General features: G+C 70.7%; 18 protein-coding genes and 1 tRNA gene (1 of these 19 cut by a window edge). 5 read left to right on the top strand and 14 right to left on the bottom strand.

Features of this window, described 5'->3' with window-relative positions; genetic code table 11:
• From QE401_RS15920 to QE401_RS15935, 4 genes are all read right to left on the bottom strand, one after another.
• Nucleotides 1-630, bottom strand: partial view of an LON peptidase substrate-binding domain-containing protein gene (locus QE401_RS15920; protein ID WP_307139136.1) — the 5' portion only. The gene continues 30 nt to the left of window position 1, outside the view; 630 of the gene's 660 nt are visible here — the first part of the coding sequence; it begins with the start codon at nucleotides 628-630; the stop codon falls past the left edge of the window.
• Nucleotides 631-645: 15 nt separating this feature from the next.
• Nucleotides 646-1,575 carry a tetratricopeptide repeat protein gene (locus tag QE401_RS15925; RefSeq protein WP_307139137.1) on the bottom strand — a complete coding sequence of 310 codons (930 nt, stop codon included), beginning with the start codon at nucleotides 1,573-1,575 and terminating at the stop codon, nucleotides 646-648.
• Nucleotides 1,576-1,744: 169 nt separating this feature from the next.
• Entirely contained in the window at nucleotides 1,745-2,308 is a 564-nt protein-coding gene (locus tag QE401_RS15930; RefSeq protein ID WP_307139138.1) for a prolyl-tRNA synthetase associated domain-containing protein, read from the bottom strand.
• Nucleotides 2,309-2,396: 88 nt separating this feature from the next.
• Nucleotides 2,397-3,395: a Bug family tripartite tricarboxylate transporter substrate binding protein gene (locus tag QE401_RS15935; protein ID WP_307139139.1), complete on the bottom strand. Its 999-nt coding sequence runs from the start codon at nucleotides 3,393-3,395 to the stop codon at nucleotides 2,397-2,399.
• Nucleotides 3,396-3,565: 170 nt separating this feature from the next.
• On the opposite strand from QE401_RS15935, the gene QE401_RS15940 reads away from it, so the two are divergent.
• Nucleotides 3,566-3,640, top strand: a tRNA-Gly gene (locus QE401_RS15940).
• A 229-nt stretch (nucleotides 3,641-3,869) separates the two neighbouring features.
• Here QE401_RS15940 and QE401_RS15945 read toward each other — a convergent pair.
• The gene (locus QE401_RS15945) at nucleotides 3,870-4,319 is read right to left on the bottom strand and encodes a GNAT family N-acetyltransferase (protein WP_307139140.1); all 450 of its coding nucleotides are present in this window, start codon (nucleotides 4,317-4,319) and stop codon (nucleotides 3,870-3,872) included.
• A gap of 204 nt (nucleotides 4,320-4,523) precedes the next feature.
• Complete coding sequence (locus tag QE401_RS15950; RefSeq protein ID WP_307139141.1) at nucleotides 4,524-5,186, bottom strand: TetR/AcrR family transcriptional regulator; 663 nt, start codon at nucleotides 5,184-5,186, stop codon at nucleotides 4,524-4,526.
• 339 nt (nucleotides 5,187-5,525) lie between these two features.
• Between QE401_RS15950 and QE401_RS15955 the strand changes: the two genes are divergently transcribed.
• The 3 genes from QE401_RS15955 to QE401_RS15965 are packed head-to-tail and all read left to right on the top strand — an operon-like array spanning nucleotide 5,526 to nucleotide 11,242.
• A complete protein-coding gene (locus tag QE401_RS15955) occupies nucleotides 5,526-6,590 on the top strand; it encodes an efflux RND transporter periplasmic adaptor subunit (protein ID WP_307139142.1) in 1,065 nt (354 codons plus the stop codon).
• Between the two features lie 7 nt (nucleotides 6,591-6,597).
• Nucleotides 6,598-9,756 carry an efflux RND transporter permease subunit gene (locus QE401_RS15960; protein ID WP_475638105.1) on the top strand — a complete coding sequence of 1,053 codons (3,159 nt, stop codon included), beginning with the start codon at nucleotides 6,598-6,600 and terminating at the stop codon, nucleotides 9,754-9,756.
• Nucleotide 9,757: 1 nt separating this feature from the next.
• Nucleotides 9,758-11,242 carry an efflux transporter outer membrane subunit gene (locus QE401_RS15965; protein WP_307139144.1) on the top strand — a complete coding sequence of 495 codons (1,485 nt, stop codon included), beginning with the start codon at nucleotides 9,758-9,760 and terminating at the stop codon, nucleotides 11,240-11,242.
• Between the two features lie 565 nt (nucleotides 11,243-11,807).
• Here QE401_RS15965 and QE401_RS15970 read toward each other — a convergent pair.
• The 5 genes from QE401_RS15970 to QE401_RS15990 form a co-directional block, all read right to left on the bottom strand.
• Nucleotides 11,808-12,284 carry a YqhA family protein gene (locus tag QE401_RS15970; protein ID WP_307139145.1) on the bottom strand — a complete coding sequence of 159 codons (477 nt, stop codon included), beginning with the start codon at nucleotides 12,282-12,284 and terminating at the stop codon, nucleotides 11,808-11,810.
• Between the two features lie 74 nt (nucleotides 12,285-12,358).
• Nucleotides 12,359-13,987 carry an MFS transporter gene (locus QE401_RS15975; protein ID WP_307139146.1) on the bottom strand — a complete coding sequence of 543 codons (1,629 nt, stop codon included), beginning with the start codon at nucleotides 13,985-13,987 and terminating at the stop codon, nucleotides 12,359-12,361.
• A 46-nt stretch (nucleotides 13,988-14,033) separates the two neighbouring features.
• A complete protein-coding gene (glsA, locus tag QE401_RS15980) occupies nucleotides 14,034-15,041 on the bottom strand; it encodes a glutaminase A (RefSeq protein WP_307139147.1) in 1,008 nt (335 codons plus the stop codon).
• Nucleotides 15,042-15,220: 179 nt separating this feature from the next.
• On the bottom strand, nucleotides 15,221-16,750 hold the full coding sequence (locus QE401_RS15985; protein ID WP_307139148.1) for an alpha/beta hydrolase: 1,530 nt from the start codon (nucleotides 16,748-16,750) through the stop codon (nucleotides 15,221-15,223).
• Nucleotides 16,747-17,946: an MFS transporter gene (locus tag QE401_RS15990; RefSeq protein WP_307139149.1), complete on the bottom strand. Its 1,200-nt coding sequence runs from the start codon at nucleotides 17,944-17,946 to the stop codon at nucleotides 16,747-16,749. Before QE401_RS15990 ends, QE401_RS15985 begins: the two co-directional genes overlap by 4 nt.
• An 84-nt stretch (nucleotides 17,947-18,030) precedes the next feature.
• On the opposite strand from QE401_RS15990, the gene QE401_RS15995 reads away from it, so the two are divergent.
• Complete coding sequence (locus QE401_RS15995) at nucleotides 18,031-19,068, top strand: AI-2E family transporter (RefSeq protein ID WP_307139150.1); 1,038 nt, start codon at nucleotides 18,031-18,033, stop codon at nucleotides 19,066-19,068.
• 125 nt (nucleotides 19,069-19,193) lie between these two features.
• Here QE401_RS15995 and QE401_RS16000 read toward each other — a convergent pair whose 3' ends face one another.
• The 3 genes from QE401_RS16000 to QE401_RS16010 all read right to left on the bottom strand — a co-directional run bounded on the left by QE401_RS16000 (nucleotide 19,194) and on the right by QE401_RS16010 (nucleotide 24,589).
• Nucleotides 19,194-22,325 (bottom strand): efflux RND transporter permease subunit, encoded by a 3,132-nt coding sequence (locus QE401_RS16000; protein ID WP_307139151.1) that lies wholly within the window; start codon nucleotides 22,323-22,325, stop codon nucleotides 19,194-19,196.
• Nucleotides 22,325-23,503: an efflux RND transporter periplasmic adaptor subunit gene (locus tag QE401_RS16005; RefSeq protein ID WP_307139152.1), complete on the bottom strand. Its 1,179-nt coding sequence runs from the start codon at nucleotides 23,501-23,503 to the stop codon at nucleotides 22,325-22,327. Before QE401_RS16005 ends, QE401_RS16000 begins: the two co-directional genes overlap by 1 nt.
• A 486-nt stretch (nucleotides 23,504-23,989) precedes the next feature.
• Nucleotides 23,990-24,589: a molybdopterin cofactor-binding domain-containing protein gene (locus tag QE401_RS16010; RefSeq protein ID WP_307140259.1), complete on the bottom strand. Its 600-nt coding sequence runs from the start codon at nucleotides 24,587-24,589 to the stop codon at nucleotides 23,990-23,992.
• Nucleotides 24,590-24,597: the final 8 nt, after the last annotated feature.

Genomic DNA, 24,597 nt, shown 5'->3' on the forward strand with positions numbered 1-24,597 from the left:
GGCCTGGCCCATGCGCAGCAGGGCGACCAGCATCTCCGCCCGGGCGAGGCTGTCGGGCGCCTCCAGCAGCGCCTGCTTCTCCGGGTCGGAGAAGGGGCAGACCATGCAGAGGCTGGTCACCAGCGCGGCCGGCTCGCTGCGCTCGATCGCCGGCCAGTCGGCCTGGATGCCCTGCGCCGCGAAATAGGGGCGCAGCGCCGCCAGCAGCGCCGCGCGGTCCGGCGCCGGCCCGGCCGGCGGCGCCAGATCGGCGCGATAGGCGCCATGATCGGCCCGCACCCGGCGGTAGCCGCGCGGGCTGTCCGCCAGCTCCTCCGCCACCGCGAAGCGGGCGATGCCGCGCAGCGTGATCAGGTAGCGCCCATCCTCCGTCTCGGCGAAGGAGGCGATGCGGCCAAGGCAGCCCGCCCGGTAGATGGTGGAGCGCCCGGCCGGCCGCGGCTTCGACGGGTCGGGCAGCAGCATGCCGAGGAAGCGGCCGGCGGCCAGCGCATCCTCGACCATCGCCAGGTAGCGCGGCTCGAAGATGTTCAGCGGCAGCCGCCCCCCCGGCAGCAGCAGGGCGCCGGCCAGCGGGAAGATCGGGATCTCCCGCGGCAGCGCCTCCGGCCGGGGCTGGAACGGGTCCATGCCCGGCCGCGCCGGTCAGCGGAACAGCAGGGTGGACAGGCCGCGGCGCGCCTTCACCGTGGCCGGATCCATCGGGCCCCAGGCCTCGAAGAATTTCAGCAGCTGCTTGCGCGCCGCCTCCTCGTTCCAGGCGCGGTCGCGCTTGATGGCGTCCAGCAGCGCCTGCGCCGCCTCCGCCCGCTGGTCCATGGCGTTCAGCGCCACCGCCAGCTCGATCCGCGCGGCATGGTCATCCGGGTCGGCGGCCAGGCGCTGCTCGAACTCGGCCAGCCGGGCGCGGGCCTCGCGCCCCTCGGCGGCCAGCTCCAGCGCGCTGCGCACGCCGGCGATCTCGGCATGGTTGCGGAGCTTCTCCGGCGCGTTCTCCACCACGGCCAGCGCCTGCTCCTCCTCGCCCAGCGCCATCAGGGCGCGGGCCAGGCCGGCGAGCGCCTCGGCATTCTCCGGCTCCTGCTGCGCCACGGCGGCGTAGATCTCGAGCGCGGCCTGGTGGTCGCCCTGCTCCACCGCCTGGCGGGCCTCGGCCAGCAGCTCGGCCGCCGGCATCTGCCCGCCCGCCAGCTTCAGCAGGGTCTCGACGAATTTCTTCAGCTCGGATTCCGGCAGGGCGCCCTGGAACAGATCGGCGATCTGCCCCTGCCAGAAGGCGACCACGGTCGGCACCGATTGCAGCGGCAGGCCCATCTGGGAGAGCTGCTGCACCAGGCCGCGATTCTGGTCGATGTCGATCTTGACCAGGCGCACCCGGCCCTGGGCGGCCTTGACCACCTTCTCCAGCGCGGGCGTCAGCGTCTTGCAGGGGCCGCACCAGGTGGCCCAGAAATCCACCAGCACCGGCACTTCGCGGCTGGCCTGGACCACGTCCTGCATGAAGCTGCGGGCGTCGCCATCCTTGATCAGCTCGGCGGCAGGGTTGGGGCGGTTGGGGTCGGTGATCACGTCCATGGGGAACCACTCCGGTCTTCCTGCCGCGCATAGATGCGCCGCGAGGCGCCATGCGCAAGGCGAAGACGGTGATAAGTCAGAACCATGGGATGAATTCGCGGCGCGGCGCCGCGTTGCAGCCCCGCCCCCGCCGTGTCGCGCAATCTGCGGGGCGCCGGCCCCCGCCGGCTCAGCCCTCGGGCAGGTCGAGCGGCTCCGGCGCATGGCCAAGCTCGCGCAGGAAGCGCAGCAGCCCCTCCGGCGCCAGGGCGGTGGAGGCGGTGTTCACCAGCGGGTGGACATGGATGCGCGGCGCTTCCAGCAGCATCCGGTCGATGGCGATGCGCACCCGGCCCGGCGGGCTGTTCACCATGGCCAGCGGGGTGACCGAGCCGGGGGTGACGCCGAGTTCCGCCCACAGCGCCTCGGCGCTGGCGAAGCTGGCGCGGGCGACGCCGAGCCCGCGCACCAGCGCATTGACCTTCACCTGCCGGTCGGATTCCAGCACCAGCAGCAGGAAGGGCCCCTCCCCCTTCGGCTGCAGGAACAGGTTCTTCACATGCAGCCCGGGCATGGCATCGCGCAGCGCCAGCCCGTCCGCCACGGTGAAGAGCGGCTTGTGCTGCAGCGTCTCGGCCGGGATGCCGAGCGCGGCCAGCCGCGCCAGCACCCCCTCCGGCGTCTCCGGCGGCCGGCCGGAGCGCAGCGGGGCCGTGGGCGGGGTCAGGTCGGGGGAGAGCGGCGCGCTGGACATGGGCCCCGTTCTAGGCGCGGCCCGGCCAGGGGGCCAAGGGGGTGCCCGGGAGGGCAACCCGCCAGGACCGGCCCCCGGCCCGGTCCGTTCAGTCCAGCTGGATGCGCGCGGCGCGGATGACGCCGCCCCAATTCTCCGTCTCGCGGTCGAGCCAGAGGCGGAAGGCCTCGCCGCCCTCGACCCGCGGCTCGCCGCCCAGCTCGGCGATGCGCGCGGCGATGGCGGGCTGCGCCAGGGCGTTGCGGAACTCACGCTCCCAGCGCGCCAGCAGGGCGGGGGGCGTGCCGCCGGCGGCCAGCACACCCTGATAGGTGCCGGAATCCTGCGCCGGCCAGCCCAGCTCGGCGAAGGTCGGCACCTGCGGCAGCGCCGCCAGCCGGCGCGGGCCGGAGACGGCGATGCCGCGCAGCTGGCCGCTGGTGACGAAGGGCTGGGTGGCCGTCGCGCCATTGATGATCATGTTCGCCTCGCCCGAGGCCACCGCCGCCAGGGCGGCCGAGCCGCCGCGATAGGGCACCGGCATCACCTCGGTCCCCCACTGCCCGGCCAGCACCAGCGCGGCCAGGTGGTTGGCGCCGCCGATGCCGGAGGTGGCGGCGTTGATCCGCCCCGGATTGGCCTTGGCATAGGCGACCAGCCCGGCCGCGTCCTGCGCCGGCAGGGAGGGATGCACCGCCACGATATAGGGCGCGTAGATCAGCATGGAGACCGGCGCCAGGTCGCGCTTCACATCGAAGGGCAGGCGCGTGAACAGGCTGGGCGCGGTGGCCAGGATGCCGGCATCGATCAGCAGCAGGGTGTGGCCATCCGGCGCGCTTTTCGCCACCGCATCGGCGCCGATATTGCCGGCCGCGCCCGGGCGGTTCTCCACCACCACGGTCTGGCCGATGCTGCGGGAGAGCTCCGGCGCCAGGATGCGGGCCAGGATGTCGGAGGTGCCGCCAGGCGCGAAGGGCACGATGACCCGCACCGTGTGGTCGAAGCCCGGCTGCGCGGCGGCCTGGCCTTGGCCTTGGGCCAGGGCCGGGGCCAGCGGCGCGAGCGCGCAGGCCAGGGCGGCGAGACCGGCAAGAAAGCGACGTTTCATGGAACGTTTCCCTGTTTGCCGGAGTCATATGATGACACGACATCTTCGTCGACCAAAAAAATGCACGGGCCTGAAATCGGGGGGTTGCAGCCTCACCGGCGGCGTGACATATCGCCGCCACGCCGGACGGCACCGCTGAGAAGCGGCCAGAACGGCGCAGACGACGGAATGCGGGCGTAGCTCAGGGGTAGAGCACAACCTTGCCAAGGTTGGGGTCGAGGGTTCGAATCCCTTCGCCCGCTCCAGTCGGACCTCCTTACAACCTGTCTGTTCTGACCGTGGCACCGCGCTGAGGCGCAGGGTTGCCGCGGTTTTTCGCTGTGGCCCTCAGGCTGCGGCTCCGGAACGAGGGCGGGTTTTCTCTCCAAAATGCCGGCGGCTCTTCAGACCTTGAAGGTTGGCCGAATTTGCCAACACGGTTTGACGCCTTGCTGCATCTGCGGTGCAACCTCCGCGCAAGGCAGGGCCGCAGCGCTATCCCTGCTTGCGCAGGGACCGAATGAACCGGGGGCCGGTTTCGGCGAAGCCTGTGGCCCGGCAGAACGCGCCCAAGTCCGGCGCATCCGGCGTGGTCATGATCTCCAGCTCGCCGCAGCCGGCGACGCGCGCAGCCTGCGCGGCCGCCTTCACCAGGAGCCGGCCAATGCCCTGCCGGCGCTCCTCGGGGCTGACCAGCAGCGTGCTGATCTGTGCCCTGGGGCGCGCCGCCTCGAGCGTGGCATACCAATGCATCACCACCAGGCCGCTGGGCGGCCCCCATTGCAGCGCCACCAGTGCCGTCGCGGAGGCCTGGCGCAATGCCACCAGCCGCTCGGCCAGATCGCGGGCCTCAATGGTGTAGCCGGCCGTCGCGAGCAGCTCGGCGAGGCCGGGCGCCTCGGTGGCGGTGGCAGCGCGGATCTCCAGACCGTAGCGTGATGTCACTCGTGCGATCCACAGATGGGGCGGCAGGCTAGCCCGGATCCGCCACGGCATGAAGCAGGGCCCGCCTCCCCGCCGACATCGCCGCGCCGGGCCAGGCGGAGGTGAACAGTCGGCAGGGGGAGCCATGCGCCTGTCGGGCGCTCACGGGCGCCGGCCGGATCCCCGGGCGGCGCCGGCCTCCTGGCCAGGTCGCGGCGCGGAGCCTCAGGCGCGCGGCGCGTAGGCCCGCATGAACACCCACACACCATGCCGGACGCGCTGTTCCGTCTCCTCCGGCGTGAGCGGGTCCAGGACACCCATGGCCAGCCGATGGGACAGGTCACCGATCCACAGGCTCGCCAGATCATCGGCCGCCTGGCCGTCATCCTCGACTTCGAGGGTGCCGCGGGTCACGGCGTCGGCGATGACCCCGCCCAGCAGCTTGCGCATCTGCCCCGGCCCCCCGTCATAGAAAGCCCTGCCAAGCTCGGGGTTCCGTGCGGCGGCGGCGGAGAGCTCATGGGCGACCGAGATCACGTGCGGCTTCAGCAGCTGGTCCAGGAAGCGGATACCGAACCGGACCAGCGCCTCCCCGAAGTCGCGGGAGAATTCCTCGGCGCTCAGGCTGTTGAGATGGGCGGAGAGCTGCTCGCCCTTCAGCCGCACGACCGCATCGAACAGCACCCTCTGGTCCTCGAAATACGCATAGACCGTCGTCTTCGACACCTGGGCCGCCAGGGCCACGGCCTCCATGGTCAGGCGCTCATATCCACCCCCCTCCAGCAGCGCATCGGCGGCCGCCAGGATGGCTTCGCGCTTCCTGGGGTCCTTCGGGCGGCCAGGAGCGCGTGCGGGGACGGGTCCTGGCTTTCGAGGCGACGGGCTCACGGCCGGATGATCCTTCGAGACAAGAAGATACTGTACATCACCGTTCAGTATATATAATGGACGCCGCCGTGCAGTAAACCTGCAGGAGCTGCCAGGCGGCATGGGCCGGCGCCTCGCCCCGAGGATCCGGCGGCGAGGTCGCGTCTGGTCCTGTGTCGCACAACCTCCTCCTCCGCAAGGTGATGAATGCCGCCTTTGGACCTCCCCCCGACCCGCCCCGGTCATCGGCGTTCCGGTCTGGCCTTGGCTGGCTCTGCGCTGCTTCCGCTTCTGCTGGCGGCCTGCGACGAGAAGAGCAACGGCCCCCCGCGGCAGCAGGCTCCCGCCGCCGTCACGGCCGTGACGCTCCGCCCCCAGGCGGTGGCGATGACCACCGAACTGCCGGGCCGCATCAGCGCCTGGCGCACCGCCGATGTGCGGCCGCAGGTGGGGGGCGTCATCCGGGACATTCTCTTCCGGGAGGGGCAGGAGGTCACCGCCGGCCAGCCGCTCTACCAGATCGAGCCGGCGAGCTATCAGGCCGCCCTCGACAGCGCCATCGCCGCCCAGCAGAAGGCGGAGGCGAGCGTGGCGTCCAACCAGCTCACGGTCAACCGCTACCGTCCCCTGGCACAGGCCGGCGCGGTGAGCCGGCAGGAGCTCGACAGCGCCGTCTCCAGCCTCCGCCAGGCCCAGGCCGATCTCGCCTCGGCCAAGGCCAGCGTCGAGACCGCGCGCATCAACCTGAACTATACAAGGGTCAATGCCCCGCTTTCCGGGCGCACGGGCCGCTCCTCCGTGACGCCCGGCGCCCTGGTGACCTCGGACCAGACGAATTCGCTCGTCACCATCACCCAGCTCGACCCGATCCATGTCGACGTCACGCAGGCCGCATCCTCGCTGCTGCGCCTGCGCCGGGATCTCGCGGCCGGCAGGGCGACCCGCGCCGGGGACGGGCAGCCGCAGGCCAGGCTCGTGCTGGAGGATGGCAACGAATACGAGCATCCCGGGACGCTGCAATTCTCCGAAGTGACGGTCGACCAGAACACCTCGACCATCACGCTGCGCGCCGTCTTTCCCAACCCCGACGGATTGCTGATGCCGGGCATGTATGTGCGGGAGCGGATCACGACGGCGATCCAGCACAGCGCCTTTCTGGTCCCGCAGCAGGGCGTGACACGCAACCAGCAGGGCCAGGCCATCGTCCAGATCATCCAGGATGATGGCACCGCCGAGAGCCGCGTCGTCACCGCCGACCGGACAGAGGGCAACAAATGGGTCGTCCTCGACGGCCTCCGGGAGGGTGACAAACTCATTGTCGAGGGCGGCCAGCGCGTCACCGCCGGCGCCAGGCTCCAGGTGACCATGATGAGTGTCGAGGAATTCGACCAGCGCAACGCCGCCCGCCGGTCGTCGGCGCGGTAGGAGGCGGATCCCCATGGCTCGCTTCTTCATCGACCGCCCGGTTTTCGCCTGGGTGCTGGCGATCATCACCATGCTGCTGGGCGGCCTGTCGCTCACCCAGATGCCGGTCGCGCAATACCCGTCCATCGCGCCGCCTTCGATCTCCGTCACCACCACCTATCCGGGCGCCTCGGCGGAGACGGTGCAGAACACCGTCATCCAGCCGATCGAGCAGCAGCTCAGCGGCCTCGACGGCCTGATGTATTTCTCCTCCGAGGCCACGAAGGACGGCAGCGTCACCATCACCCTGTATTTCGAGCAGGGCACGGACCCCGACACGGCCCAGGTGCAGGTGCAGAACAAGGTGTCGGCCGCGGAATCCCGCCTGCCGACCCAGGTGCGCAATCAGGGCGTGCGCGTCGCCAAGGCCGCCAAGAACTTCCTGATGGTCCTCGCCTTCTATTCCGAGGATGGCTCGATGAGCAGCCAGGCCATCGCGGATTTCGTGGCCTCGAACATCCAGGATGAGCTGAGCCGCACGAATGGCGTGGGCGACTACCAGCTGCTGGGCTCGCAATATGCCATGCGGATCTGGCTCGATCCCAACAGGCTGAACCAGTACAGCTTGATGCCGGGCGATGTGACCGCGGCCATCTCGTCGCAGAACGTGCAGATCGCCGCCGGCGAGATCGGCGCGCTGCCGGCCCGGCCGGGCCAGGAGCTGAACGCGACCATTATCGGCCCGTCCTATCTGACCACGGCAGAGGCGTTCGGCCAGATCCTGGTCAAGACGCAGACCGATGGCTCGCGTGTCCTGCTGCGTGACGTCGCGACGGTGGAGCTGGGCGGCGAGAGCTATTCGACCTCGGCCCGCTACAATGGCAGGCCGGCGGCCGGCATCGGCCTGAAGCTCGCATCGGGCGCCAATGCGCTCAATGCCGCGGAGAGTGTCCAGAACACCATCGAGAGCCTTCGCGCCTCCTTCCCCGCGGGTCTTCAGGTCGCCTACCCCTACGACACGACGCCCTTCGTCCGGCTCTCCATCGAGGACGTCGTCAAGACGCTCCTCGAGGCGATCCTGCTGGTCTTCCTGGTGATGCTGCTCTTCCTGCAGAACCTGCGGGCGACGCTGATCCCCACCATCGCGGTGCCCGTGGTGCTTCTCGGCACCTTCGCGGTGCTCCATCTGTTCGGCTATTCGATCAACACGCTGACCATGTTCGGCATGGTTCTCGCCATCGGCCTGCTGGTCGATGACGCCATCGTCGTCGTCGAGAATGTCGAGCGGGTGATGGCCGAGGAAAAGCTCTCCCCCCGGGAAGCGACACGCCGGTCCATGGACCAGATCACCGGCGCGCTGATCGGCGTGGCCATGGTGCTGGCGGGCGTGTTCTTCCCGATGGCCTTCTTCGGCGGTTCCACCGGCGTCATCTACCGGCAGTTCTCGATCACCATTGCCACCTCCATGCTGCTCTCGGTCGTCGTGGCCATCATCTTCACCCCGGCTCTCTGCGCGACCCTTCTGAAGCCGCATCATGGAGAGGGGCGCGGCTTTGCCCGGTGGTTCAACCGCAACTTTGAAAGGATGAACCGCGGCTATGTCCGGGGGGCGAGGGGGATCGTGAACCGTCCCCTGCGCTTCATGCTGGTCTATCTGCTCGTCATCGGCGCGATGGGCGTCACCTTCCTGCGCCTGCCCTCCTCCTTCCTGCCGGACGAGGATCAGGGCGTGATGTTCATCCAGGTGACGGCCTCGCCGGGGGCGACCGCCGAGCACACCGAGCGTGCCCTGACCGAAGTGCAGAATTACCTGCAGAATGACGAAGCCTCCCTGGTCGATGGTGCCTTCACCGTCGCGGGGTTCAGCCTCTCCGGCCGCGGCCAGAATGCGGGCATGGCCTTTGTCCGGCTCAGGGATTGGGGCCAGCGAAGGGGGGCACAGGACCATGTCCAGGCCCTGGCCGGCCGCATCATGGGGCATTTCTCGACCTACCAGGATGCGACGATTTTCGCCTTCGCACCGCCGGCCATTCTCGAACTGGGCAACGCCGCCGGCTTCGACTTCATCCTTCTCGCCGCGCCGGGGGCCGGCCACGAGGCGCTGATGCAGGCGCGCAACCAGGTGCTGGGCACGGCCGCGCAAAACCCCTCGCTGGCCGCCGTGCGCCCCAACGGACAAAGCGACGAGCCGCAATACAGGCTCAATATCGACTGGTCCCATGCCCGCGCGCTCGGCATCTCCGTCAGCGATGTGACGGACACCATCGCCGCCGCCTGGGGGCAGACCTATGTGAACGACTTCATCGATGGCGGGCGCATCAAACGTGTCTATGTCCAGGGTGATGCCCGTTCGCGCATGGACCCGTCGGACCTGACGCGCTGGTTCGTGCGCAACAGCCAAGGCGACATGATCCCCTTGTCGGCCTTTGCCAGTGGCGCCTGGAGCTATGGCTCGCCGAAGCTCGAGCGCTACAATGGCCGCTCCTCCATCGAGATCCTGGGCCAGGGCGCGGCCGGCGTCAGCTCGGGCGCCGCGATGGCCCTGATGGAGCAGATCGCGTCCAGCCTCCCGGAGGGATACTCCTTTGCCTGGACCGGCCTGTCCTATGAGGAAAAGCTCTCCGGCAGCCAGGCGCCCTTGCTCTATGCCATCTCGCTCCTGGTCGTCTTTCTCTGCCTGGCGGCGCTTTATGAAAGCTGGCCGATTCCGGTCGCCGTGATGCTGGTCGTGCCCCTCGGTATCTTCGGCGCCGTGCTGGCGACCTGGGGGCGCGGCCTGTCCAACGACATCTATTTCCAGGTTGGCCTTCTCACGACCATCGGCCTCTCGGCGAAGAACGCCATCCTGATCGTCGAATTCGCCAAGGAGAATTTCGACAAGGGCATGTCGCTGCTCGAAGCGGCGATGCACGCGGCGGAGCAGCGCCTCCGCCCGATCCTGATGACCTCGCTCGCCTTCACACTCGGCACGACACCCCTGGTCATCGCCAGCGGCGCCGGGTCAGGCAGCCAGAATGCCATCGGCACGGCGGTCGTCGGCGGCACGATTGCCGCGACCATCCTGGCGATCTTCTTCGTGCCGCTGTTCTTTGTCCTGGTGCTGAAGCTGTTCCGGGTGAAGCCCCTCCACGCCAAGGAGGAGACGTCGCCTCCTGCCACCCTGCCGCATCCGGCGCCGGGAGAGTGACATGAACCGCGCGATCCGCTCCCTTCCCCTCGCCGCGATGCTGCTCGCCGGCTGCAGCCTGGTGCCCGATTACATCCGGCCTGGCTCGCCCGTCCCGGAGGCCTGGCCTTCGGGGCCGGCCTATCGCACGCCGCCTGCCGCAGCGGCGGCCGCGGCCGACCCTGTGCGATCCGCCGATGCGATCGGCTGGCGCGAATTCCTGCGCGACCCGGCCCTGCAACGCCTGGTCGAGATCGCGCTCACCAACAACCGCGACCTGCGCATCGCCGCGCTGAACGTCGAAATCGCCCAGGCGAATTACCGGGCGCAGAGAGGCGATCTTTTCCCGGCGATCTCGGCCAGTGGCTCCGGCAGCTGGTCGCGCACGCCCGCCGATACGACCGCGCTGGGTGAGTCTCGCGGCAAGACCGCTGGCGTCACCTCGCGCTCCTACAGCGCCGGCATCGGCTTCACCTCCTACGAGATCGATCTCTTCGGCCGCCTGCGCGCGCAGACGCAGCAGACCTTCGAGCAGTATCTCGGTTATGAGGAAACACGGCGCAGCACGCAGATCTCGCTGATCGCCCAGGTCGTGAATGCCCATCTGACACTGGTGGCCGATCAGGAATTGCTGGAGCTGACGCGCCAGACGCTTGCAAGCCAGGAGGAGTCCTTCCGCCTGACGCAGCTGAAATATGATCGCGGCAGCGAGACCGAACTCACCCTGGAGCAGGCCAGGACCGCGGTGGATACGGCGCGCGCCAATCTGGCGGAATACACGCGCTCCGTGGCGCAGGACGAGAACGCGCTTGCCCTCCTGCTCGGCCAGCCCGTGCCGAAGGATCTGCCCAGGACGTCGCTGGACGACAATGCGGCCCTTGCCGAACTGCCGGCCGGCCTTCCATCGGAAGTGCTGCTGCGGCGGCCCGATGTGATGGCAGCCGAGCACAACCTCATCGCCGCCAATGCGAATATCGGTGCTGCCCGTGCCGCTTTCTTCCCCTCTGTGACCCTGACGGCGAATGCCGGCAGTGCGAGCACGAGCATCCAGCGTCTCTTCGCCCCCGGCTCTTCCAGCTGGAGCTTTGCGCCCTCGATCAACATCCCCATCTTCAGCGGCGGGACGAACGAGGCCAATCTGGACAGGGCGAAGGCCGAGAGGAATGTCTATGTCGCGACCTACGAGCAGACCATCCAGACGGCCTTCAAGGAGGTGGCCAACGCGCTTGCGGCACGGGGGACCTACGATGACCAGATCGCTGCGACGCAATCCCTGGTGGACTCCTATCGCCGTTCCTACAGGCTGTCCGAAATGCGCTTCCGGCTTGGATCGGGCGACTATCTCTCCACGCTCGATGCGCAGCGCTCGCTCTATTCGGCCCAGCAGTCGCTCATCGCGCTGAGAGCCGCGAGAGCGCAGAATCTGGTCACGCTCTACAAGGTTCTCGGTGGCGGGGTGACGGAACGTGCCGACGCCACCACGGCGGCGCTCTCGCACAGCAGGTGATCCACGCAGCATGCCGTCGATACCGCAGGCAAGGGCATCCTACGCGAGGGTCCGTTGCCGGTGCCAGGAGCCGCCATCTGTCACCCGCCTTGCGGCGAGGGCGCGCGATGCTGCGCCATCGCGGCCTTTGGGCAATCGTCAGCGGATCTCCACGGGCTGCATTCCGGCGCTGAGGTCCCGTGACCGCGGCGCGTCGATTCGAGGCGCCTCGAACATGCTTCAAAGGGCGGCGCAGGGCGGGCGAAGCCGAGCCGCTCTGGCAGATTCCTTCAGCGCGGGGTGGGGTCCGAGGGCATCCAGCACCGCCGACGGCAAGGGCGCATGGCTGGGCGATGGCGGCGGCATCGCCCCGGCGGACCGGGCAGCGCCCGGCACGGGGATGGCGGGGCTGGCCCGCATCACATGAGTTTCCGTGTGTTCCCGCGCCGCGCATCCCGCATCAGAGAGTGTTCGCCCCCGGCTTCATTCCCGGCGGCAGCCGGACCTTCCAGGCAATCCGCCTTGTCCTGATCAGGACCTTGCGCCAGGCGCCGTCCTGTCGCCGCAGGCCGATCGCGGCCTGGCGTCACGGGTCGCGATGGCGGTTGCGCGTCAGGAAGAAGGACAGCGCGGCGATGACCAGCGCGCAGGACGCGCCGAAGGCCGCGATATCCGTGCCCCCTTCCCAGGCCACGGCCTCGCCCAGGAACATGACGGCGAGCACCGCGATCACCACCCCGACCAGATTGCTCTTGAGATCCTCGAGCCCCGCGAGGCGCAGCCAGGCCGGGATCCGGATCCGGTCATCGACGAACAGCGTGTAGAGGCCGATGCCGATGATGTAGAGGGCGATGCCGATCAGGAAGACGTCCACCGCCTCGATCACCCGCACCGCGAGGAGCTTCACCATCCTCGGGCTCAGCTCCGGATGCAGCAGCAATTCGGCCAGCAGCGAGAGCATGGCGACGCATTGGCAGAGGATGAGCACGACGGAGCAGAGCAGCGTCATGGCGAAGGGAAGCACCATGATGAAACGGCTGGCGGCCAGGATGCGCGAGATCATGGGGTCTCCTTGTTGCCGGCGCGGCCGCAGCCTGCGCGCCCCGCCTCCGGGCGGGAGCGCGCCAGGCCAGGGGGTCAGCGGCCCGGCGGCCGCTCCGGCGGGATCTCGCCGGGGCGGTAATTCGGCAGGCCGCTGGCCGGCAGGATGGCGATGACCGCCAGCCCCGCCATCAGCAGCAGGCCGAGCTTGAGCGCGCGCAGCCTCGCCTCGGTGTTGACGCGCACCGCCTCGGCCACCTGCTCCGGCGTGGCGGTGGTGTTGCTCAGCGCCGCCATCAGCCGGTCATTGCTGACGAAGTTGATGCTGTCGAGATTGACCTGCGCCTGCAGCTCCGGCGTCAGCAGCGGGCTGGCCGCCACGCGGCCCAGCACCGCGGTGCTCAGCAATCCCACCACCAGCGCGCCCGACACCGCGGTGCCGACGGCGGAAGCCAGATTCTGCGTGGTGCCGCGCAGCGAGCCGACATCGCTCGCCAGCTCCTTGGGCGAAGCGGTGACCAGGACGTTGAACAGCAGCGTCACCAGCGCGCCCTGGCCGATGCCGAACAGGATCAGCCCCGCCAGCACCGGCCATTCGTTCCAGTCATTGCGCACCACGAAGGCGAGCCAGAGCAGCGCGACGGTGCACAGCAGGAAGCCGGCCCGGCCGATGGTGCGCGGCGAGGCCTTGTCATAGACGCCGACCACCAGCATCGCGGTGAAGAACACCGTCAGGTTGAAGGGCAGCATCGCCACCGCCGTGGCGATGGGCGACCGCCCCTGCACGATCTGGATGTAGAGCGGCACGAGGAAGTTCAGCGCCGCCTCCAGCGCCACCACGACGAAGAGCGCGTAGACGGCGCTGCGCTCCTGCGGCGAATCCAGCACCTCGAGCGCCAGCAGCGGGGTGCCGCCGCGCGCCTTCACCCGGTGCGTCCAGAGCAGGAAGGCCTGGCCGAGCACGATGCCCAGGATGATCATCACCGGCGCCGGCGACAGGCCGAGCAGGCTGAAGGGCGCGGCCGGCCTGGCCCAGCCCAGCCCCCAGCCATTCAGGTTGTTGAAGCCGAAGCTGATGCAGATGATCGCGGCGGCGGCCAGCACGACGCCGGGCAGGTCGATCCGCACCGCGGCATTGGGCGGCGAGGGCCGGAGGCGCAGGCTGGCCAGGAAGGCGATGCCGGAGGCCACGATGAGGATGCCGAAGGAGGGGCGCCAGCCGATGGTGGTGCCGAGGATGCCGCCCACCAGGAAGGCCAGCACCCCGGCCGCCGCGCGGGCGGAGCCGAGCGCGCCGACCGCCGTCGCCTGCTGCCGGCCGCTGTAATTCTCGGCGATCAGCGCCACCAGGCAGGGCACGATGACCGCGGCGGACAGGCCGCACAGCGCCTGCGCGGTGATCATCAGCGTGGCGTTCGGCGTCACCGTCATCAGCACCTGCGCCACCAGGAAGGCGAGGATGGCGGAGCGGAACACCGTGGCCGGGCCGAAGCGCTGCGACAGCTTGGCGCCCAGCATCACGAAGCCCGCGACCAGCATGCCATAGGCGACGATGCCCGTGGCGATGGTGGTGGGCGGGACGTTGAAGCTGGCCACCATGCCGCCCAGCGCCACCGGCAGCGAGGCCACGTTGAACGACATGATCATCTGGCCGAGCACGATGGCCACCAGCGGAACCCAGCTTTCCCGGGTCTCGGTCTGCGGTTTCTCCACAGCCATGTCCATGATCGAATGCCCTCCGGCCTGCCGCAACGCCGATGCGGCTCGGGGTCTAAGCGGGTTTGGACACCAGCAGGTCCAGGCCGAGCTGGTGCGACAGGAAGCGCGCCACCTTCTGGCCGCGCACGCTGTTGCCGGCGCGGTCGAGGCGCGGCGCGAAGGTGCCGAGCCCGCCCTTGCCGGGCGAGACGGTGACGATGCCGCCGCCGATGCCGCTCTTGCCCGGCAGGCCGACCTCGTAGAGCCAGTCGCCGGAGGTCTCGTAGAGGCCGGCGGTGATCATCACCGCCAGCGCGTAATGGCACGCCTCCGCGCTGATGACGCGCTGCCCGGTGACGGGGTTGACCCCGCCATCGGCCAGCGTCGCGCCCATCACCGCCAGATCGCAGGCGGTGACCTCGAGGCAGCATTGCCGGGTGTAGAGATCGGTCGCCTCGACGGGGTCGGAGAAGATGCGGTTCAGCCCCTGCAGCGCATGGGCGATGCCGCGATTGCGGAAATTGGTCGCCGTGGCGTTGCGGTAGGTCTCCTCATCGAGCCGCAGGCTGCGGCCGGCGAAGCCGGACAGACCCTCCTGGATGAACCGCCATTTCTCCGCCTCGGAGCGTCCCGGCACCAGGCTGGTCGTCGCGATGGCGCCGGAATTGACCATCGGGTTGGTGCGACCGCCGGCGCTGAACTCGATCGCCGCCAGCGAGTTGAACGGAAAGCCGGTGCTGTTGACGCCGAGCTTGTCGCGCGCCGCGGCCGGCCCCTCGACATCACAGACCAGCGCGAAGAGAAAGGGCTTCGAGACGCTCATGATGGTGAAGGGCACCTCGACGTCGCCCACGGCGAAGACGCGGCCGCTGGTGCCGGCGATGGCGATGCCGAAGCGGTCGGGCTGCATCGCCGCCAGGGCGGGATAGACGGTGGAGACCTCGCCCTCCGTGTCATGCCGGTAGCGGTCATAGGCCGCCTCGACCAGGCGCCGGACCGGCTCCTCCCCGGGCAGCTGGCCGGTGGAGACATAGTTGTAGCCATCATCGGGATTGCTGGCGCGCGATGCCACGGTGTCCATGGTCGATCCTCGCAGCTGTGATTCAGCCCGTACGCTTCCTGCCCGCGCCCGACAGCAAAGTTGCGATCGAGGCGCCGTCCGGTATCGAGCGGCCCGTGCAACGAACGCTGCTCTGCGCCCCGCCGGGGGTCAAGCGGAAAGCGGGATGGCTTGATCACAAGCGGGAGTAATGCGATGCATCATGGCCGGATCGTCCGGCCGATGCGCTCCACCATCTCCTCGAAGAAGGGGTTGGAGGACATGCGGATCAGCCCGTCCAGCGGCACGCGCAGCGCCGCCCGCTCGCCGCGCGGCGCGATGGTGCCGAGCTCGACGCCGAAGCCTTCCTCCGCCGGGTCGGGCGCCATGCCGTAGAGCGGATCGCCCTGCGGGAAGGGCAGCGCCACATGCGAGAGCGAGTAGACGCCGACCGGCCAGCGCGCCCGCACCGGCAGGTCACGGAACTCCCGCGAAGCCGGCTCGGTCACCCGCGCCACCAGCGCGCCGCTGCCGGAGGCGTCGTTGCGCACCACGACGGTGCGGTAGGGCCGGCCGGCCGGCGGCAGGATGCGGTCGATCGCCGTCTGCGAGGCCGGGCTGAACAGGATCGCCAGCTTGCTGTCGCGGTTGATGTCGAACAGCACCAGCTCGCTGCCATTGGCCGGCAGCCGCGCATAGAGCGTGTCGATGATGGCGGGTGTGCTGACGGTGAAATCCAGCACCGACTGGAAGGTCAGCACCGGCGGCAGCGCGCCCAGCCCCTGCTGCCGCGCGCGGCGTTCCAGCTGGCCGCGCAGCGCCTGGGTCAGCCGCCAGGACTGGCGCGCGCCATTCACCGGGAAGGAATTGTACTTGAACGGATTGAACTCGGCGATGATGGACAGCCAGGCGGCCTTGGCGAAGCTGGGCAGCAGCGCCGGCAGGCCCGACAGCCCGGCGAAGCGGGCGAATTCGGTGATGCCGATCATCGGCGAGATCAGCACCAGCTGGTCCGGCCGCGGCAGGCGGGGATCGTCCAGCGCCTCCAGCGCGTGCTTCAGGGCCAGCGCCCCGCCATTGCTGAAGCCCACCAGATGCAGCGGCCCTTCCGGCTGGCGGCGGCGCGCCTCACGCACCGCCAGATGCGTGGCCGCCATCCAGTCCTCCCACACCGCATCGGTCAGCCCGGCCGGCACGGTGCCATGCCCCGGCATGCGGATGCCGAGCGCGAGGAAGCCGCGCGCCTGGTAGAAGCGGGCGATGTGGCGCAGGCTGTAGGGCGAATCCGTCAGCCCGTGCAGCAGCACCACGGCGCCGCGCGGCGGGCCTTCCGGCTCCAGCACATAGGAGCGGTTCCAGTCCTGGCGGAAGCGTGCGGGATGGATCGGGCTGCCCTCGAAATAGCGGTTCAGCGGCGTCCGTTCCTCCGGTTCCAGCCGCGCCGTCACCTGGCGCCGCACCGTCTCGAACAGCGCCTCCTCGGCCGCCAGATAGTCGGACCAGCGCATCGCCTCGATCCGCGCCGCCGGCAGGTCCTCCGGCACGAAGACGTGCCAGGCCTGCAGCGCCGGCCCGCGCTGCGTCTGCCAGACGCGCAGGCCGAGCAGCCCGATGGCGATGCCCAGCAGCAGGACCAGCAGGTTGCGCGCCAGGCGCAGCAGCCGCCGGCGCGCCGGTGGCGGGGCGGCGGCGGGGCCACGGCCGGGGGTTGTCCCCTGGGTGGTCCCTGGGGGTGCCGGCGGGGTCCTCATCCGGCGTCCGGCGCCATGCGGATCGATTGCGGCGCGACCACCTCGAAGGGGCGCGCCTCATGCGCCGGCTCCCGCCGCCGCCAGGCCAGCAGCAGGGCGCTGCCGGCCAGCAGCGCGGTGGCGGCCGCCATCAGGTAGAGCGCGCCATGGATGTCCAGCGCGCCCATCATCCAGGAGGCGGCGAGCGGCCCGCAGGCCGAGCCGATGCCGCTGATCAGGATGGTCTGGCCGCTGATCGCCGGCATGCTCTCCGCCGGCATCGCATCCATCGCGTGCGAGACGCTCACCGGGTAGAGGGTGGACATGAAGCCGCCGAGCAGCGCCGCCAGCGGCAGGATGCCGGCGGGGCTGCGCGGCGCGACGCCCAGCAGCAGCGCGGTCGCCGCCAGGCCGGCCGCCAGGGCGGCCAGCAGAAGGCGCCGGTCGACCCGGTCGGACAGCTGGCCGACCGGGATCTGGAAGGCCAGGCCGCCCAGCACGGCGGTGAGCATGAACAGCGAGATGAAGCCCTGCGAGATGCCGTTCACCAGCATCCAGGCCGGAACCACGGCGTAGAAGATGGCGCCGACCATGCCGGCGACGCAGCAGCCCAGCACGCCGAGCGGCGCCGCCCGCAGCAGCGCGCCCGGCGGCAGCTTCGCCACCGGGCGCAGCAGCGGCGGCTCGGCATGGGTGGTGCTGACGATCACCATGGCCAGGCCGAACAGGGCCAGGATGATGCTGAAGGGCAGCGCGCCCTCGACCGGCAGCGCCGCGACCAGCAGCTGCCCCACGGCCAGCGCCAGGAAGGTGCCGACCATGTAGGTGGCGAAGACCCGGCCGCGCAGCGCCGGCGGCGCCTTGGCGTTCAGCCAGCTTTCCGTGGTCACGAAGAGCCCGGCGCAGCCATAGCCGATCGCCGCGCGCAGCAGGCTCCAGGCGGCCAGGTCGACCAGCGCCGACAGCAGCGCCGTTGCGGCCATGACAATGCCGGCGAAGGCCGCATAGGATCGGATATGGCCAATTCTCCGCAGCAGCCCCCCGCAGTGGATCGCTCCGATGGTGAAGCCGACGAAATAGGCGCTCATCACCAGCCCCTCGAAGGCCGGGTCGAAGGCTTCCAGGCCGAGGCGCAGGGAGATGACCGTGGTGAAGAAGCCGTTCGCCAGCTGCACCAGGCTGGTGGCGAGGATCAGGGCACCGAGTTGGGCGCGCATCAGGACCTCCTGCGTCGGGGCGTCGTTCATGCCGCTGGGCCGGGCTGAGATGCGGCCGGGATATCCGCCCTGGCAATTGGCGCGATGAGGACGCACGGGCTGCTGCCGCCGCTGCTCGGCCTCGCCGCCATCGTGCTGCTGCTGGCGGGCCTCAGCGCGGCGGCGCCGCTGATGGCGCCGCTGAGCTTCGCGCTCTTCCTCATCGCCGCCGCGCAGCCGCTGCAGGCGCGGCTGGAGCGCCGGCTGCCGCGCGCCCTGGCGCTGCTGGTCACGCTGCTCGGCATCGTCGCGGTGATCGGCGGCTTCTGCCTGCTGGCGGTCTGGGCGGTCAGCCGCGCCGGCTGGTGGGTGACGGAGAATGGCGCGCGCATCCTGGCCCTGTACAGCACGGCGACGGCGCTGCTCGATTCGCAGGGCCTCGACATGGCCGCCGCCCTGGCCGGGCAGCTCGACATCGCGCTGGCGCTGCGCACCGCCCGCAGCCTGGCCGGCTATCTGCAGGGCTTCGTCAATTTTGTCGTGCTGATGCTGATCCTGGTGCTGCTGGGCCTGCCCGAGGCCGGGCCGATGGCAAGCAGGCTGGCGGCGCTGGGCGGCGCGGCGCGGCGCGCGGCGCTGCTGCGGGTGGGCCACGCCGTCGCGCGGCAGTTCCAGCGCTATCTGCTGGTGCGCACGGCGATGAGCCTGGCCACCGGCCTCGCCGTCTATGCCATCGCCTGGGCGTTCCGGCTGGATCTGGCGCTGGAATGGGGCGTGCTGGCCTTCGTGCTGAACTACCTGCCCTTCATCGGCCCGCTGGTCGCCACCGTGCTGCCCACCCTGCTGGCGGCGGTGCAGTTCCATTCCTTCGCGGCGGCGGCGCTGGTCATGCTGGCCATGATCGCGGTGCAGAACCTGATCGGCAGCTATGTCGAGCCGCGCGTCGCCGGCAGCGCCCTGGCCATCTCGCCCTTCATCGTGCTGCTCTCCGTGCTGCTCTGGACCTATCTCTGGGGCATCCCCGGCGCCTTCCTCGGCGTGCCGATCTCCATCGCCCTGGTCGAGGGCTGCGCCGCGGATCCGCGCAGCCGCTGGTTCGCCGCCATGCTCTCCCCCGGGGTCGACGAGGCGGCGGATCGCTGACCGCACGGCTCAGCCGGCCGGGCTGTCGGCGGCGACGGCGCGCGGCCGCGCGACGCGCCCGGACGCCGCGGCGACCGGGCCGCGGCGGGCGGCGCGGGGCAGGGTGCGCGGGGCCGGTCTGCGCGTCACGCGCCCTCCCCTCCTCCCGGCCCGGCGCGCCGCGGCCGCGCCTTCAGCCGCGCCCGCGCCGACTGGATCATCACATAGAGGGCGGGGATCAGCAGGATGCCGGCCAGGGTGCCGAGCAGCAGGCCGCCGAACAGCGTCATGCCGATGGCGCGGCGGCTGGCCGCGCCGGCGCCGGTGGCGATGATCAGCGGCACCACGCCGAGCACCGAGGCGAAGGCGGTCATCAGCACCGGGCGGTAGCGCTGGCCGACCGCCTCGGTCGCCGCGTCGCGGACGCCCAGGCCCTCGCGGTGCCGGGTCTGGGCGAATTCGACGATCAGGATGGCGTTCTTCGCCGCCAGGCCGATCAGCAGCACCAGACCGATCTGCGCATAGATGTTCAGCGGGATGCCGGCGAGCCGCAGCGCCAGCAGCGCGCCCAGCAGCGCGACCGAGACCGAGAGGATGACCGAGCCGGGCACGCTCCAGCTCTCATACTGCGCCACCAGGAACAGGTAGGTGAAGACCAGCCCGAGCGCGAGCACGATCAGGGTCTGGTTGCCGATGCCGCGCTCCTCCAGCGAGATGCCGGTCCATTCGAAGCCGAAGCCGGCGGGCAGGCTCTGCGCCGCCACCGCCTCCATCGCCAGCAGCGCCTCGCCGCTGCTGCTGCCCGGCGCGGCCTGGCCGTTGATCGAGGAGGCGGGGAACAGGTTGTAGCGGGCGATGGCGTTGGGGCCGAAGGCGGTGTCGAGCGAGACCAGGGTGCGCAGCGGCACCAGCTCCCCCGTCTCGCCACGCACATGCAGGCGCTGGATGTCCTCGATGCGGCCGCGGAAGCGCGGCTCGTCCTGCAGCCGCACCTGGTAGACGCGCGAGAGCATGTTGAAATCATCGACATAGGCGGAGCCGAGATGCGCCTGCAGCGTGGCGAAGATGGCGGCGGGCGAGATGCCGAGGATCTGCGCCCGCTCGCGGTCGATGCCGAGGAAGACCTGCGGCACATCGGCGCTGAAGGTGGAGAAGACACCCGCCAGCTCCGGCGCCTGGTTGGCGCGGTAGAGCAGCGCGCGCGTCGCCGCCGCCAGATCCTCCTGGCTCTGCCCGGCGCGCGCCTGCAGGCGGAAATCGAAGCCGCCGGTGGTGCCGAGGCCCGGAATGGCGGGCGGGGCGAAGGCCATGATCGTGGCCGCCGGCAGGGTGGCGAAATGCCGCCGCAGCCGCGCCAGGATGCCGTCGCTGCTGAGCGCCGCCCCCGGCCGCTCCGACCAGGGGGCGAGGGCGGCGATCACCATGCCGGTCTCCGACCCGGCGGCGCCGAGCATGCTGAAGCCGGCGATGCCGACGACGTCGCGCACCCCGGGGGTGGCGCGCAGCACCTGCGTCACCTCCTCCAGCACGGCGCCGGTGCGCTCGAGCGAGGCGGCATTGGGCAGCTGCACATTCACCATCAGGATGCCGGTGTCCTCATTCGGGACGAAGCCGGTGGGCAGGCTGCGGAACAGGCCCTGGGCGAGGACCAGGACGGCCAGCAGCAGCGCCAGCACCAGCCAGAGCCGGCGCATGAGGCGCAGCAGCAGCGCCACATACCAGGCGCGGGAGCGCTCCAGCCCGGCCTCGAAGGCGCGGAAGAAGCGGCCCCTGTCCGGCCGCGGCGGGCGCAGCATGAGGGCGCAGAGCGCCGGGCTCAGCGTCAGCGCGTTGATGGTGGAGAAGCCGATGGTGACCAGGATGGTGACGGCGAATTGCCGGTAGAGCTGGCCGCTGATGCCGCCCATCAGCGCCACCGGCACGAACAGCGCGCCGAGCACCAGGGTGGTGGCGACGATCGGGCCGGTGACCTGCAGCATGGTGCGGTGCGTCGCCTCGGCCACGGGCAGGCCTTCCGCCATCATCCGCTGCACATTCTCGACCACGATGATGGCATCGTCCACCACCAGGCTGATCGCCAGGATGATGGCAAAGAGGGTGATGGTGTTGGCCGAGTAGCCGGCCATGTAGAGCACCGCGAAGCCGCCGATCAGCGAGACCGGGATGGTCAGCGTCGGGATCAGCGTGGCGCGCCAGTCCTGGAGGAACAGCCAGGTCACCAGCACCACCAGCAGGAAGGTGATGGCGAGGGTGACGATGATCTCGCGGATCGTCTCGGTGACCTGCGCCGTCATGTCGAAGGCGATGGTGTAGGCGGTGTCGTCGGGGAATTGCGGCGCCATCCGCGCCAGCTCGGCCCGCACCGCATTCGCCACCGACAGCGCGTTGGCATCCGGCGACTGGTAGATGATCAGCGTGGCGCTGGGCTGGCCGTTGAAGCGGGAATGCGAATCATAGGATTGCGCGCCGAGCTCGACCCGCGCCACGTCGCGCAGCCGGACGATGCCGCCCAGCGCGTTGGTGCGGATGACGATCTCGCCGAACTCCGCGGGCGTCGCCAGGCGGCCGCGCGCCATCACCGTCATCTGGATCTGCTGCCCTTCCGGCGCCGGGGCGGAGCCGATCAGCCCGGCCGAGGCCTGGGCGTTCTGCGCCCGGATCGCCGCCATCAGGTCGGCCGCGGTGATGCCGAGCGCCTGCATGCGGTCCGGATCCGTCCAGATGCGCATGCTGTAGATGGGCCCGAAGATCTCCGCCGCGCCGACGCCGGCGATGCGGGAGAGGGTGTCGCGGATGTTGATCGCGGCGAAATTGCTGAGGAAGATCTCGTCCTGGCTGCCGCCCGGCGAATAGACGGTGACGCCCATCAGCATGCTGGTGGAGCGGCTGCGCACCGAGACGCCGGTCTGCGTCACCGCCGGCGGCAGGCGCGGCGTCGCCAGCGCCACGCGGTTCTGCACATTCACCTGGGCGATGGCCGGGTCGGTGCCCACCGCGAAGGTGACGGTCAGGGTGTAGCCGCCATTGTTGGTGCTGGAGGAGGACATGTAGAGCATGTCGTCCACGCCATTGACCTGGTCCTCGATCGGCGCGCCGACGCTGTCGGACATCACCTGCGCATTGGCGCCGGGATAGCTGGCGGAGACCTGGATCTCCGGCGGCGTGATGGGCGGGAACTGCGTCACCGGGATCTGCGTCAGCGCCAGCAGCCCGGCCAGCACCATCACCACCGCGATCACCATGGCGAAGCGCGGCCGGTCGATGAAGAAGCCGGACATCACGGCGCGACGGCCTGCGTCACCCGGACCTGCTGGCCCGGCCGCGCATTCTGCAGCCCCTGGACCACCAGCCGCTCGCCGCCCGCCAGCCCCTCCTCGACCAGCCAGCCCTGGCTGATCTGCGCGCCGGTGCGGATGCGCCGCAGCGCCACGCGGTCCTCGGCATCGACCAGCAGCACGAAGCGGCCCTCGCGGTCCAGCTGCACCGCGCCGACCGGCACGACGATGCCGCGCCGCGGCGCGGCGGCACGGATGACCACGGTGACGAACTGGCCCGGGATCAGCAGCGCGTCGGGATTGGCGAAGCGCGCCCGCACGGCGATGGTGCCGGTGCGCGGGTCCACCTCATTGCCGGCGAACTCGATCTCCCCCTGCAGCGGATAGTCCTGGCCGTTCGACAGGCGCAGGCGCGGGACATGCGCACCGGCCAGGGCGGCGGCGTCGTGGCCGCTGGCGGCGCGCAGATCGAGGATGGCGCGGTCGCTCACCGAGAACACCACCCGGATCGGGTCCAGCTGCACCACCCGCGCCAGCGCGCCGGAGGAAGGGCCGACAAGGCTGCCGATGGCGAAGCCGGCGACGCCGATCTGGCCGCTGATCGGCGCGCCGATGATGGTGTAGCCGAGATTGATCTCGGCCTGGCGCAGGCCGGCCTCGGCGCCGAGCACGGCGGCCTCGGCGCTGGCGCGCGCCGCCTGGTTCTCCTCCAGCACCGCCTGCGACACCGTGTTGGACTGGCGCAGCTGCAGGCTGCGCTGCAGCCGCGCCTCGGCCTCGCGCAGCACGGCGCGCGCGCCGGCGAGATTCGCCCGGGCGGCGGCCAGGGCCGCCTCATAATTGCCCGGCTCGATGCGGAACAGCGCCTGGCCTTCCTGCACCATGCCGCCCTCGGCGAAGGGCCGGGATTCGATGAAGCCCTCGATCCGGGCGCGGATGTCGACGGCGTTCACCGCCTCCACCCGGCCGACGAATTCGGCCGCCGGCGCGATCTCCCGGGGCTGCGCGGTCAGCACCCCGACGGCAGGCAGGGGCGCCTGGGCCAGCAACACCAGGCTGCCGAGCAGCAGCAGCAGCGGCCGGGCGCGGCGGAGGGCCGGGGAGGCGGGCCGCCGCGGCGGGCCCGGGCGGGGGCCATGCCGCGCGCCATGTGGGCCGGTGGCGTCCGGGAAGGGGGACATGCGCGCCCTGCCCGTCAGGGCGCCGGATCCGCCTCGCCCGGGGCCGGCGCAGGGTCGGGCGCGGAGGGCCGGCCGGCCGATCCGATCCCGCCGGTGGCGCCGCGTCCCTGCCCGCCAGACATCAGACCCCTCATGGCATCCCCCCCCATCGGTTCTGGCCGGCGCCATGCGCGCCCTTGGCTGCCTCTGGCGTGTCGGTGCCCCAGGGTGCGCTGCGGCGCAGCGAGGCGGACATGACCGGCAGCGAGGCGCTGGCGGAATGATGGCACCGGGTCTGAAGCCCGCGTTAATGAACTCGGTTCACGATGCGGCGATACGGAGCCAGGCCGCCGGGCCGCCGGTCCGGCAGGGCCGGCGCGGCCGCCCGCCGGGGGAGGCACCGCCCTGCCCCTGGCGCCGCCCGGGCGCGGTGGCGAAGCGCTGGCGCGGAGGCCGGCCCTTCCGGTGCCGCCGCCGATCGGGCCGGCGCGGCGCGCCGGCGCCGGCCTACAGCAGATCCTCGATCCGGATCGGCAGCTTGCGGATGCGCCGGCCCGTGGCGTGGAACACCGCATTCGCCACCGCCGCCGAGGCGCCGACCATGGCGACCTCGCCCAGCGACTTCAGGCCGAGGCTGTTGAACAGCGGATCCGGCTCGTCGACGAAACCCACATCGATCTCGCCGATATCGGCATTCACCGCGATGACGTATTCCGCCAGGTCGTTGTTGAGGAATCCGCCATGGCGCGGATCGGTCTCCGTCGCCTCGCGCAGCGCGTGGCTGATGCCCCAGACGACGCCGCCGCGCAGCTGGCTCGCCGCCGTGCGCGGGCTGATGACGCGGCCGCAATCGGCGATGCTGACCACCCGCGGCACCCGCACCCGCCGCGTGCCCGGCTCGACCCGCACCTCCACGAAATGCGCGACGTAGCTCATCGTCGTGTAGTCCGGATAGGCCGGGCCGGTGACGGCATAGCCGCCGGCGCGCATGCGGGCGAGCGCCGAGGCATCCTGGCCCGGGCCGAGCTTGCGACACCTCGACCTCCAGGTAAGGCCGGCGCACCGCGGCGATCTGCTGGTGCAGCGTGCCGGGGATGCGGCGGCCATCCAGCAGC

The organism is Pseudoroseomonas cervicalis (genome assembly GCF_030818485.1).
Classification (GTDB): Bacteria; Pseudomonadota; Alphaproteobacteria; order Acetobacterales; family Acetobacteraceae; genus Pseudoroseomonas; species Pseudoroseomonas cervicalis_A.

Excerpts from the sequence above, each read along its gene's own strand:
- QE401_RS16010 (WP_307140259.1), bottom strand. The coding sequence starts at position 24,589 with ATGGCCGCCGCATCCCCGGCACGCTGCACCAGCAGATCGCCGCGGTGC.
- QE401_RS15925 (WP_307139137.1), bottom strand. The coding sequence starts at position 1,575 with ATGGACGTGATCACCGACCCCAACCGCCCCAACCCTGCCGCCGAGCTG.
- glsA (WP_307139147.1), bottom strand. The coding sequence starts at position 15,041 with ATGGACACCGTGGCATCGCGCGCCAGCAATCCCGATGATGGCTACAAC.
- QE401_RS15995 (WP_307139150.1), top strand. The coding sequence starts at position 18,031 with ATGAGGACGCACGGGCTGCTGCCGCCGCTGCTCGGCCTCGCCGCCATC.
- QE401_RS15985 (WP_307139148.1), bottom strand. The coding sequence starts at position 16,750 with ATGAGGACCCCGCCGGCACCCCCAGGGACCACCCAGGGGACAACCCCC.
- QE401_RS16005 (WP_307139152.1), bottom strand. The coding sequence starts at position 23,503 with ATGTCCCCCTTCCCGGACGCCACCGGCCCACATGGCGCGCGGCATGGC.
- QE401_RS15970 (WP_307139145.1), bottom strand. The coding sequence starts at position 12,284 with ATGATCTCGCGCATCCTGGCCGCCAGCCGTTTCATCATGGTGCTTCCC.
- QE401_RS15930 (WP_307139138.1), bottom strand. The coding sequence starts at position 2,308 with ATGTCCAGCGCGCCGCTCTCCCCCGACCTGACCCCGCCCACGGCCCCG.
- QE401_RS15965 (WP_307139144.1), top strand. The coding sequence starts at position 9,758 with ATGAACCGCGCGATCCGCTCCCTTCCCCTCGCCGCGATGCTGCTCGCC.
- QE401_RS15935 (WP_307139139.1), bottom strand. The coding sequence starts at position 3,395 with ATGAAACGTCGCTTTCTTGCCGGTCTCGCCGCCCTGGCCTGCGCGCTC.
- QE401_RS15990 (WP_307139149.1), bottom strand. The coding sequence starts at position 17,946 with ATGCGCGCCCAACTCGGTGCCCTGATCCTCGCCACCAGCCTGGTGCAG.
- QE401_RS16000 (WP_307139151.1), bottom strand. The coding sequence starts at position 22,325 with ATGTCCGGCTTCTTCATCGACCGGCCGCGCTTCGCCATGGTGATCGCG.
- QE401_RS15975 (WP_307139146.1), bottom strand. The coding sequence starts at position 13,987 with ATGGACATGGCTGTGGAGAAACCGCAGACCGAGACCCGGGAAAGCTGG.